Source organism: Adlercreutzia sp. ZJ138, assembly GCF_011038935.1.
In the GTDB taxonomy this organism is placed as follows: Bacteria; Actinomycetota; Coriobacteriia; order Coriobacteriales; family Eggerthellaceae; genus ZJ141.
Map to the genome: position 1 here is coordinate 134332 of NZ_JAAKEA010000002.1, position 12447 is coordinate 146778.

Genomic DNA, 12447 nt, shown 5'->3' on the forward strand with positions numbered 1-12447 from the left:
TCGCAGTCTTGTCGAGGCCGCTTGTGAGCGGGGTATCTTATCGAAGATAGGCAATGCCAAAAAGAGTGCTTTCTACCAAGTAACCGACCTCATCGTGATACTCGAAGAAACATCGAGCATTCAAAGCATTCACAGAATGTCGGCAGGTAGGTAGAACGATACAGCTGAATTATACGGAAGGATGGTCGGAAGAGTTGATGAGCGGAGTCGCTTAACGCGATCCCGCTCATCAACGACGCTGTGGTAACTATCTATACGCCCGCCTTCATTTTGCGATTCAAAGACCGTTGTTTCAACAGCGATCAAAATGACTATCCCAGCGGATTGCCGTTAGCGTAGTCTTCGCCTAAGATCGACGTCATTGTTACGTCGCCCATCCAATCATCGGCAACTGCGCCGTCAAGGTGGTTTTCCACGATATGCAGTGCCGCTGCGCAGGAGCACCACAACGCAACCGGCTGGTTGGTACCGCCGCCATACACTTGGCTATCCCAACCCGCAGTAGCGATGCCTGAAGCATACAGGCCCGAAATAGCCTTTCCATTGGGATCAACCACCTGAGCGTGCGTGTTGATGTGAATGCCACCGTTGGTGTTGTATGCGTTAACACCTGCCTTGGCTGCATAGAATGGGGCTGAATCCAGCTTCCAGATGAACTGCTGCGGCTTACCGTATTCGTCTTGTGCACCATCGGCGGCAGCGTTGTAAGCCTCAATGGTGGCAACAAACGCGTCAACATCGAAGCTTTCCACATCAGCCGCGATCGCCTTACCTAACTCTTCAATTGTATCGCCCTGGTAGAACCAGTCTTTCGACTTCATCTTCTCGAGATCTTCGCGTACTTCAAGCGGCTGACCTTGCTTAGTGGCGCTATCGAAGCCATTATGTCCATTCTGCCACTGACCGGCTTCCCATTTCTGAACATACGATTCATCGAAGACCGAAAACGCCTGACTTTGTGATAGGACGACTTGAGGAATACAGGTGAAGAACAACTGCGATCCGGTGTTGAAGGCGAAAGATTCATCATAGAAACGCTTACCGTATTGGTTAACAAAGACGGATGAGAACTGGAAACCCGCCGCCGTGTTTAGATCGGAATCGAACCCGCAAGGATCGTCGGCTGTACCGATACCAGCAAAGAACCCATCAATAGTTTGCAGACCCGTACGACCATGCGCCGTCTGCTCCACCATTAGGTGTCCATCACCGTCTTGACCGACTCCCAGTGGCATGATCTTACCCAGATCAACATTTGAATAGTACTTCAGCAAATCGGGGTTACTGTTCATGCCGCCCGATGCGATAACAACCGCTTTAGCATTGAGCTGGATGGTTTTGCCGTCTGCATCACGATACTGCACGCCCGTAACGGTGTAGTCATCTTCTAGGACAAGCGCAAAAGCACGGGAATCCGTACGAATGTCAACACCCAGTTCTTCGGCTTGCGGGGTCAGTGTGGCGATCATCGACGCGCCCGAACCACCCTCGTAGAGGGGCTGACCGCTGCCATAATCTTTGACCTTGACACCATGCTTACCAAATAGCCAATCAGCACAATCGCCCTGTTGGGTGCGCAGCGCATAGAAGAGGGATGGATCAACGACGAAATTGCGCTGTATCATATCTGCTTGCACCGATTTGCGAGCTTCTTCGGGCGTCATATTCAAGAACCCGCCACCACCTTCAGCGAAATTCGTGTTACCACCCAAGCTGTCCTGCTTCTCAAGCATCACCACGTTAGAATCGGTCGCTTGCTCCTTCACCAGCATCGCTGCAGTGAAGCCACCTATGCCAGACCCAATCACAACTACGTCGACAGCTTCAGTCATATCTGGAGCGACAGGGATACCGATCTTGTCAGGATTGGCGTATCCTCCACCAACCTGATTTGACTCGTCAACAGATGCCGGTGTAGTGTCGTCCGTAACACTGTCTGCACTACCCTGACTAGCGGGCGAGCATGACGCCAGTACCGAAGTTGTGGCGGCCATGGCACCCAGCGCGATACCACCCTTCAAAAAGCTGCGACGATCAATTCCTACCTTTGTCTCTTTCATAGTAAACCCTCCTGTCTGTTTCACGGTACCCCGGCTACCCGCCTTGACGATGCTGTGAACCCATCTAGGTTTTATAAGCGGTTGGCTGCCTTCAGAGCATCGCCCTTGGTCGTATGCCAAGGTGACTAGAGGGATTGTAGGAAGGACTGAGGGTTCACATCAATCGCGAATAAAGTATGATTAATAAACGTGTCGATGACCTGGAAAAACCTACCTGGTCAAAACCACTTTCACCCATTTTTCGCGATGTCGCGCAGCTTTTCGAGCAACTCTTCACGAGATGACACGTCCGTTTTCCGGTAGATATTGCGAACGTGAGTTTTTACGGTGTTCTCTGACACGAACAACTGAGCGCTGATCTGCTTGTAAGGCGTCCTCTTCATGAGCAGCATCGCCACTTCGGCCTCGCGAGGACTGAGGTCGAAGTGTTGCTCCCAAGCATGCATTTCATTAGATTTCTGATCCGCGCTATCAAGCGTGCTTGCATCGGACACAATCATAGTTTGGCTAACAGGCCGGGGCGCTTTCGTTCTGATATACATTAGCAGGATCGATGCCAGTAAGAACAGGTAGATCAACCCACCAGATACAGCGCTCGAGAACCGAATGGGGACCATGGCTCCAACTAACTGTGCCATCTGACACACAAGAAACAGCAATGCCATCAGAAACGTGACGTGATACTGTGTGTTTGTTTCCAATATCGTAGCAAAATACCAGATGAGATTGAAAAAGCATGCAAATCCGACCGTATTGATAGCCGCCGGCACCACAACGCTCACGTCTTGCAGCGAAACCAGCAACATTCCCGTCGCAAGCAGAGGAACCACAAACAGCAGGCATTGCTCAAAAAGCGACTGCCGTTTTTGTAAACAGAAGACAACAATCAAAAGCAATGCGCTCAATAGCGACCCGAGACATTCTGATTCCATACCAATATGAATACCCATGTCATTCGGAGTGCCAATGGCGAATGTGCGCACCAGTCCATAGGTAAAACCCGCAAGCGTTGCGAGAACGGCAAATTGTCCTACGGTCATGTCTATTCTAATGGCTGGATTATCTAAATCAGTACAGCCATCTTTAGAGGCTCGTGCATACGTAACTAAGATAATCGCTGAAATCAGGGCAAACACAGCGATGGCAGCAATCTGTACGACATGCGGCGTCTGTGACAGCAATACGAATATAGCAACGCCTGATGCCACCTCGATCGCAAAGATGATCGGTAGAAAACGGTAACCCAAGCGCGCATGAAGCTCACCATAGACTATTAACATGAAAGCATTACCAAGGCCCGACAGAAGCGCCCCGGCCATTCCGACATAAGACCCAATTCCAATATAGATCGGTGCTGCCATCAAACATACTGCAAGAACCGTAAGAACCGCAAAAGCTATATATGGGTACAGGTGGTCAGCGAATTCGAGATCGGAACTACGCCTGGCAACAAACATCATTACAGCAAGACTGATCACTGTACCCAAGATCGTCAGCATGAACCTGATGTCAAACCCACCAGAAAACGAATACGCGGCGGTAATCTGCGGATTCCAAAGAAGCGAGTAATGGCTAGTCCACCATGCAATACTTCCCACAATGAGCATCGCATTGGCCCGCAGCATCTTAGAGAGGTGCATGCTCAGGTCAAAGATCACACCTTGCTGCTCCTTCGTTGTGGACACGCGCGACCCTCCGTCCCCTATCCTCTCTTAAAGCTGGTGCTATGCATCATACACCCGCTAATGTCATCTATTGCTAGACAACGATACTCGTCGGCTGCCATTATTGGAGAAAACGCTTGCTGTTTGAAGACTTCATCTTGATTCTCTTCAAGAACCCGCAGGACAAACTAATGTAGAAGAAACCAACCTTTACATTACTGAACAAGCGTGTGCCCTTCGTATATTGTTAGATACCAGATGGAAACTAATGTAATAACACATGAAAACGCTCTGTTACTCGGCCAGTTTACATTAGTTTGCACACAGCTTTGAAGCCGTGCCTTTCTTATTCAACTCCCGAGTTCGAGCCTTGGCCGTTTCCTCGTCCTTGCCGATATTAACGTCGGACATAACTGATCGGCAAAGCTGGGGGCTTTCGTTTGATGCTTCGAGTTTATGGGGAGGGGAGTTATCCATCTTTGCAACCAGCTGTTTTCCTCTGTAAGGAAGTTACAGAGATATTTCGAATCCTGTGCTTCTCCACTTAAAATACCCCTTCGTGCAAAGTTAGCCGCCTCGTCTGCCACTTTTTCTACGAAATGCGCGATCGTTCGAAAAATACCTCGCACGCTGCCACTTTTTTCCCAATGTATAGTGTGGTGGAGCCAGTAAAGCGCGTCGAAGCTTCAGGAAAAAACAACGGTCGCCGCTGATCAGAGAAAACGTAAGAGCAGTCTCAAGAAATGAAGAGTGATGCTCGCTTCTTGCTTGTTTCCCGCTTGTTTTCCGCTTCAAATCGCGCATCTGGGGAAAAAGTGGCAGAAATCGGAAGCCATATTGTATGTAAGCGTGTATTTGCGAAAAAAGTGGCGTCTTCAGGTTCTTCTCAGGTGTGCTTAAGGTTGACGCCAGTTTTCCTAAGCTCTCTTCAGGTTTCCTCCCTTGCGCTTTTATCGAGCTTGCAAAGCGGTTCGACGCGTACAAAAGATGAACCCATGCACGTTCCGTATCCACGGGAATCCTCGCTTGTGATGGAGGACCAATAGTCTCCGTTGTCCTTTACGGGACTGTTGACTGGACGGTTTAACGACTTGCGTGTTTTCATTGGCAAGAAGAAGGCACTCACCCAACAGCCTGAACTTTAGCTTCATATTCAAAAGTACAGGGTTCGTTCTAATGGATGCCATTTACGCAGATAAATTAGGCTATGTTTTGCAAAGCTTCGTACTTTTTTGGCCTCAAAATTACAGGGCTTGCACAAAGCTAATCAGCTCCGAATGCGGCTTGCCGCAAGGCTTTGATACCTATAGGGGCTCTTTCTTCAATGACATCAAACGACAAACTGTGGATCAGATTACGGGCTCTTTCTCCGGATTTGTAAGGTCGAGTCACGTCAACTGCCTTATATAAACTCTTAAGCTTAGCTTTTCCCTTCCTGCCACGCGGTTCAACGTCGGGGCCTAGTCCGAGAAACCTCCTGACTCCTTCGATATCGACGAGCATGACGTCTTCGATGTCCGCATCGGCGGCAAGATCAATTACGGGAAGTCCCATCTTGGTAAGATCCTGTCTGAAGCGCCTCCATGCTCTTGTGTCTAGGTTGAGAGATGTATCCCCATCGGTATCGTAGCAAAGCACCACGGTCCATGGTGTGTCCGTTGAGAGGCACGTGTTCCTGACCCAGTTCAGCGCATTTGGCACCGAGCTGACGGACCCTTTGACGTTGAACCTGATGAGAATATCACCGTCTTTAACCCTGATGACGAAATCCTTATTGGGGAGTTGCTCTATCGCGGTACCCGGCTTATTGCTGCAGCACCATTGAAGATATTCGTGATAGAAAACTCTTTCGGTTGATCCCTCGACCACGAAAGCAAGGCCCTTGGTGTAGTCGTTATCGCCTTGTTTAGCCATCAGCTCACCTCAAGGAAGCTCTTGAGAATATCCTCTTCGTCCTCTCCAGAGGACATAAGTGCAAAGATGTACTCTCCGGCAGACATGCCACGGTCGTATGCTGCGTCAGACAATCCGTTAACGCTATCAACCTTGAACGTCGCGAACGAAGCCACTCCGTTATCGTTTGGTATCCCCACGTAAATGCTGTTAAATGGCAGGCATTGAATGAGATGGGGCGAATGGCTTGTGAGGATAATCTTGGTCTCTCCGAGTACTTCTCGGACAGATTCTAGGAGGTCTTGCATCATTCTGGGGTGAATGCCAGTCTCGATCTCTTCGACGCCGAGACATCCAACGCCAGCTATGTCAGCCATCACAGACCTTGCCACAAGCCAGATGACTCGCTTAGTTCCGTCTGACATGCGAGTCACGCTAACTGGTTGATTTAGATGGCTGCTGGTGACGAATATCCTATATACCTCGTCGCGTATACGGTAGGGAATCAGGGTATCGGAATCTGACGACACCGTTTCTTGGAACTGCTGTGTCTGATCCGCGATTTGTTGTTTTTGCTCGGGCTGTAACTGCGATGATACGACGTCGATGTTGACGATTTCCGGGAAAAGCTCGCAGACGATGCTTTGAAACTCATCATATTTGCTGGGGTATTTCTTCTTCAACTCAAACAAAGAATGCGGGAGATCTCGCTCTGCGAGTGAGAAGACACCGCTTTCCTGGCCCGCAAGCTCGAGGGGGTAGTCATCCATGATGCCGTCTGTACTAAGGGGGTAGCATGCTCCATACTTGAGGTCGCGAATCGCACGGATCGCGGGGTTGATATCAATGCTGTCAATAGCGGTGAGAACATCAATTGCAAGCTGGTTCAAGTCAAGGTTGATTTTTCGTGTGCACCTTTGAGTTGAATGCCCGGGACGATATTTCCCGATGTTCCGTTTCAGATATGAGGACCAGTTTCCGCCACGCTTCGAGTTGAGCTCAATTGTCTCACCGGTTATGCGCTCTCCGCTTCCGTCATCACGGCGCCACGCGAATGAGAACCCGTAACGCACGAACTGGTACTCGCCTAGTTCGTGCGAGTGAAATTCGACTTCGAACGTGAAGTCGTTCATGTCGAGTTCCGACACGAGAGGCATGCAGCTCTCGTCCCCCATCATTCTCACACGTGCCTGCGGGGTCGAGTTCATAAACTGAACCCCGAACGCCACGGCGTCGAGGAAATTCGATTTTCCGTAGTTGTTGGTGGAAACGAGTGACGTAATGCTCTTGTTGAGAACGATCCTTGTTGTTTTAAGATTACGAAAGCCACCTACCGTTATGCTCAGAAACTCCATGTCAGCCTCCTTGATGCGAGCCCGGGATGATTCTAGATGCGCAATCCAAGAGTATACTATCCTTGTACTTAAATGTACATGACTATATCACTATTCCAGTATATAGCCAGTTCAAGATCTATCGTTTGATTTTGCCTTGTACTATTTACAGCATAATGGAAGCAGAGCTGCTAGTTGAATTACTAAGCGCAATGCAAGAGGGATGCCACTTTCCGCGCTCCAAATCTCGCCTCTCGTGAAAAAAAGTGGCGCCTTCAAGTTCTTCTCAGGTGTGCTTAAGGTTGACGCCAGTTTTCCTAAGCCTCTTCAGGTTTCCTCCCTCGCGCTTTTAACGCGCTTGCAAAGCGGTGCGACGCTTGTGATGGTACACTGTGCGCGATCAATGAGTGCATGCGTTCGCATGCTTGAATGGGCGCGCAGGGTCGCGTCGATGAAAGGACCACGTTATGTCTCTACCGGCACCTGATTTGAGTAAGAAGGCGGACAACCGCACCACTATGGATTTAGGAGCTGCACTTCCCTTAACGGCCGAGGTGCGCGACGGTCACCTGTTCGTGGGCGGTGTCGACATGGTTGAACTGGCCCGCACGGAGGGTACAGCGCTCTACGTGATGGACGAGACTGACATGCGAAGCCGCATGCGTCGCTACCGTGAGTCGTTTGCCGCGAATTACCCGTCCAGCAGCATTATCTATGCCAGCAAGGCGTTTCTGAATAAGGAAGCCGCGCGCATCGCTGCGCAGGAGGGCATGTGGCTCGATGTGTCGGGTGGTGGCGAACTCGCGTGTGCACTGTCGGTAGGGTTTCCTGCCGAGCGTGTGGTCATGCACGGCAACAACAAAACGCCGCTTGAACTTCGCGAGGCCATTTCTGCAGGTGTTGGCCGCATTGTGCTCGACAGTCCCTACGAACTTGAGCGCATTTCCCAGATAGCAGGCGAACTCGGTGTTGAACAGCAGGTGTACATGCGTGTAACGCCTGGTGTCGAGGCCGACACGCACGAGTACATTCGCACAGGCTGCGAGGACAGCAAGTTCGGTTTCACCATGCGCGATGATTTTGCGTACAACAGCGTGCGCGCGGTTCTCGACGCGCCGAACGTAAAGCTGGTTGGCCTGCATTGCCATATTGGGTCACAGATTTTCGCGCTGCATTCGTTCCGCGAGGCAGTTGACGTGATGGTCGAGCTCATGGCGCGCATCGAGCAGGGTTACGGCTGCAAGCTTTCTGAACTCGACATGGGAGGCGGCTTGGGTGTTGCCTATAACGCTGACGATACGCCGTCTACCATCGAGCAGTTTGCCGAGCTCACTACGGGTGCAGTGAAGGAAAGCTGCGAGAAGTATCACGTTGCGCTGCCGCATCTGTCGGTGGAGCCCGGACGCAGCTTGGTGGCCACGGCGGGGCTGACGTTGTACACGGTGGGTGTGCTGAAAACGCTGCCGGGTATTCGCAACATCGTAGCCATCGACGGTGGCATGTCCGACAACGTGCGCACCGCTCTGTACCACGCGAACTACGAACCCACGGTGGCGAACAAGGCTGATCAGCCGCGCACGCAGATCGTCACGCTGGTGGGCAAGCACTGCGAGAGTGGCGATGCGGTGGTAACCGACATGCCGCTGCAGCAGGTCGAGGTGGGCGACATCGTTGCTGTGTTCGGCACGGGCGCGTACTGCTACACCATGTCGTCGAACTACAACGGTCAACCGAAGCCTGGTATCGCGTTCGTGAAGGACGGAAGCTACCGCGTTGTCACACGTCGCGAAACCTACGACGACATTTACGGCCGCGACATTTAGGAAAGCGTAGGCCATCGAAAGGCGTACACTAGTAAAAACGTACAGGGCGGGCGCACTCCGAAAGGGGCGCGCTCGTCCTGTGCTTTCCAGGAGTGTGCTCGACGCGCCCATCGTGCGTTTTCTTGGCGTGCGATCCGCGCCCGTGCAAGAGTCGTGCAAGAGTCGTCGCTTCGATCGAGTGTTCGTGGTAGGTTGTTTCCCCGCGCGATGGTCGCATGCGTTTTTTTCCACTACAATGACTAGCCATACGCAGCATTTCCCGAAAAGCAAGGAGGCGCGCATGCGCACGATCAACGTAGGAATCATCGGCTTGGGCACCGTAGGCGGCGGAGTTGCGAGGCTCATTAACGAACATCACGACGACTACCTGGCCAATTACGGCATCGATCTCAGCATCAAACGCGCGTGCGCGCGCGAGGACTCGCGTCTGGATGAGCTGGGCATTTCGGCCGAGCAGTTCACGTTCGACTGGCATGATGTGGTGGCCGACCCCGATATCGACATCGTGGTTGAAGTGATCGGCGGCGAACATCCCGCAACCGAAATCTTCGAAGAATCCTTCACGTCGGGCAAGCACGTGGTGTCTGCCAATAAGGCACTGCTTGGCCGTCATGTGGAGCATCTGGCAGCTCTTGCCGCTGAAAACGGTGTGCAACTGCGCTGCGAGGCTGCGGCGGCAGGTGGCATTCCCGTGGTGCATGCGCTCGAGCATGATCTGTCGGGCAACGGTATCCTTACCATCGCTGGCATTATGAATGGCACGACGAACTACATCCTTTCGCGCATGGCAAACGAGGGCTTGGGGTTCGACGAGGTACTGGCGGCGGCTCAAGCGGCCGGTTATGCAGAAGCCGACCCCACCGCCGACGTCGATGGCTTCGACGCCGCGTCCAAAATCGCCATCCTGTCATCCATTGGCTTCCGTACGCGCGTGGTCACCGACGACGTGTACATGCAGGGAATTCGCAATGTGTCGGCCGAAGATATGGCGCAGGCAGCCGATTTCGGTTACGCCATCAAGCTGCTTGCCATCGCGCGCAACACTCCCACTGGGGTTGATGTTCGCGTGCACCCTGCCATGATTCCGGTAAACCACCAGCTAGCCAGCGTGAACGGTGCTATGAACGCCGTGTTTGTGGTTGGTGATGCGGTAGGCGAAACCATGTTCTACGGCGCCGGTGCTGGCGCGTTCCCCACGGCAAGCGCGGTGGTGGGTGACATCCTAGCGCTGGCCGATCCGCTGTCTCATGGTATAGCTCCCGTGCCTGAAGCCGAACCCTTCGACGCCAACTTGCCGGTGCGCGACATGCTCGACTTGCACACACGTTATTACATCCGCATGACGGTTGACAACACAAGCGGCGTGTTGGCGCAGACCACACGCGTGTTCGCCGATAACGACATCTCCATTTCCAACATGAGTCAGCACGACGGAGCCGACGGAAGCGCCACTATTGTGTACGTGACGCATATCGCGCAGGAGCGCAATCTGCAGGCGGCCATTGCTGATCTCGAAGCACTCGATGTGGTGCGCGAAGTGGCCAGCGTCATCCGCGTGGAGGACATTGACGCGTGGAGCCGCGGTGTAATGGACAACTAGGAAGATAGTAACAACGCGTTCAAGAGGGGTTTTCATGGAACAGTACAAGCAGGAATTCATCGAGTTCATGGTCGAAAGCAACGTGCTGAAGTTCGGCGAGTTTACGCTGAAGAGTGGCCGCAAGAGCCCGTTTTTCATGAACGCCGGCGCATACGTGACCGGCGACCAGCTGCATCGTTTGGGCCGGTATTACGCGCGCGCTATCCACGAGAATTTCGGCGACGATTTCGACGTGGTGTTCGGTCCTGCCTACAAGGGCATTCCGCTAAGCGTTGTCACCGCCATGGCGTATCACGAGCTGTACGGCAAGGAAGTGAAGTACTGCTCCAATCGCAAGGAGGCGAAGGATCACGGCGAGGGCGGTAACCTACTGGGATACGTTTTGCAGGATGGTGACCGCGTGGTTATGGTCGAGGATGTAACCACGTCGGGCAAGTCTATTGATGAGACGCACCCCATTATTACCGGTGCCGCAAACATCGAGATCAAGGGGCTCATGGTGTCGCTCAACCGCATGGAAGTGGGCAAAGGTGGTGTGAAGTGTGCGTGTGACGAGGTGTCGGAAAAATACGGCTTCCCGTGCGCGTCCATCGTGAACATGGCTGAGGTTACCGAGTACTTGCACAATCGCGAGGTGCAGGGTCGCGTGGTTATCGACGACGCTACAAAAGCCGCCATCGACGCCTACTACGAGCAGTACGGAGCGAAAGAATAGCGGTTACGTGACCGAGAGGTTGTGGCGTGTCGCAAGGGTTGCTTGACGAGTCCTTGCGGCACGCCTTTGTGTGTCGGCTGACTTGATGATTTGAGTGCGCTGCATCAGGTGGGCTTTATTAAGCGCGCTGTAGAAAGGATATCCCCATGCCCGAAACTCCTGCCGAATTCGGCTGCGTCTTCGATTGCGATGGAACGCTTATCGACTCCATGGTTGCATGGCGCGAGGTCGAAGATGAGCTGGCACGCCTTGCGGGCGTTAAGCTAACGAAGGAGCAGACCGATCTCATAACAACGCTCACGTTGCCCGAGGTGGGGGATTTCTTTCACGACCAGCTTGGGGTAGGCAACTCACCGCAGGATGTGCTCGATCTTGTTGATGAGTTTATGGCCGATTTCTACAGCAACCGCGCGAAGCCGCGCCCCGGGGCGCTCGAATTCGTGCAAGTGCTCGCCGCGCGCGGGGTACCCATGGCGGTTGCCTCGTCCACGCCGAGTGCACTTCTGCGCGCGGGCATTGAGCATGCCGGTTTCGCACCATACATGCGGGCGGTAGTGTCGGTTGACGACGTGGGACATTCGAAGCGCGAGCCGCACGTGTACGATTGCGCGCGGGAATCGCTGGGCACGCCGCGCCATTGTACGTTCGGCTTCGAGGATGCCGCCTACGCGCTCGACACGCTGCGCACGGCCGGGTACCGCACGGTAGGCGTGTACGACTGTGACTTGTCGGGAACCTATGAGCAGTTGCTTAGCGCCGCCGACCGCACCGTGCGCAGCTTCCACGAACTAAACAGCGAACGCTTCCCCGAATAACGTAGCCAACGACGCGTTCAAAACAGCCAGAGCACGAAAAAACCCAAGTCGCCAGCAAGCAGAGCAGAAAAAGTTACGAAATGCGTGATTTCGTAGAATTATCGTCGCCTGCCGCCACTTTTTTCGCGAAATGCACGCTTATATACAATATGGCTTCCGATTTCTGCCACTTTTTTCACGAGATGCGCGATTAGGCACGACGAAGCCTGTTTTTACGCCACTTTTTTCACGAGATGCGCGATTAGGCACGACGAAGCCTGCTTTTACGCCACTTTTTTTACGAAATGCGCGATTTGAGACAGAGAAAATGACCCTTGCTACCGTCTCTTGAAAAATGCCTTTGTGTTTACCCCGATCAGAAGCAATCATTCTTTTCTCGAAAACGCCCGTCTACCTTACCGGCTGCGTTACGCCGTACATTTCGTAAAAAAAGTGGCAGCGAGCGAGGTATTTTTCGAACGATCGCACATTTCGTAGAAAAAGTGGCCGAAGAGGCGGCTAACTTTGTACGAAGAGGCATTTCAAGCGGAGAAGCACAGGGTT

General features: G+C 52.8%; 9 protein-coding genes. 4 read left to right on the plus strand and 5 right to left on the minus strand.

The window, feature by feature from the left end:
* Positions 1–311: 311 nt before the first annotated feature.
* The 5 genes from G7Y43_RS01495 to G7Y43_RS01515 form a co-directional block, all read right to left on the minus strand.
* Positions 312–2060 carry an FAD-binding protein gene (locus tag G7Y43_RS01495; protein ID WP_165043327.1) on the minus strand — a complete coding sequence of 583 codons (1749 nt, stop codon included), beginning with the start codon at positions 2058–2060 and terminating at the stop codon, positions 312–314.
* Between the two features lie 230 nt (positions 2061–2290).
* Positions 2291–3745, minus strand: coding sequence for a helix-turn-helix transcriptional regulator (locus G7Y43_RS01500; RefSeq protein WP_165043329.1), 1455 nt, complete (start codon positions 3743–3745; stop codon positions 2291–2293).
* 546 nt (positions 3746–4291) lie between these two features.
* The gene (locus G7Y43_RS01505) at positions 4292–4738 is read right to left on the minus strand and encodes a hypothetical protein (protein WP_165043331.1); all 447 of its coding nucleotides are present in this window, start codon (positions 4736–4738) and stop codon (positions 4292–4294) included.
* Between the two features lie 249 nt (positions 4739–4987).
* Positions 4988–5638, minus strand: a complete 651-nt coding sequence (locus G7Y43_RS01510; RefSeq protein ID WP_165043333.1) for a hypothetical protein — start codon at positions 5636–5638, stop codon at positions 4988–4990.
* Complete coding sequence (locus G7Y43_RS01515; protein WP_165043335.1) at positions 5638–6972, minus strand: AAA family ATPase; 1335 nt, start codon at positions 6970–6972, stop codon at positions 5638–5640. The genes G7Y43_RS01510 and G7Y43_RS01515 overlap by 1 nt, the downstream gene beginning before the upstream one ends.
* A 446-nt stretch (positions 6973–7418) precedes the next feature.
* Between G7Y43_RS01515 and lysA the strand changes: the two genes are divergently transcribed.
* The 4 genes from lysA (at position 7419) to G7Y43_RS01535 (ending at position 11904) form a co-directional block, all read left to right on the plus strand.
* A complete protein-coding gene (gene lysA, locus G7Y43_RS01520) occupies positions 7419–8774 on the plus strand; it encodes a diaminopimelate decarboxylase (protein ID WP_165043337.1) in 1356 nt (451 codons plus the stop codon).
* 280 nt (positions 8775–9054) lie between these two features.
* Positions 9055–10374, plus strand: a complete 1320-nt coding sequence (locus tag G7Y43_RS01525) for a homoserine dehydrogenase (RefSeq protein WP_165043339.1) — start codon at positions 9055–9057, stop codon at positions 10372–10374.
* 34 nt (positions 10375–10408) lie between these two features.
* Positions 10409–11089, plus strand: coding sequence for an orotate phosphoribosyltransferase (gene pyrE / locus G7Y43_RS01530; RefSeq protein ID WP_165043341.1), 681 nt, complete (start codon positions 10409–10411; stop codon positions 11087–11089).
* Positions 11090–11235: 146 nt separating this feature from the next.
* Complete coding sequence (locus G7Y43_RS01535) at positions 11236–11904, plus strand: HAD family phosphatase (protein ID WP_165043343.1); 669 nt, start codon at positions 11236–11238, stop codon at positions 11902–11904.
* Positions 11905–12447 lie beyond the last annotated feature (543 nt).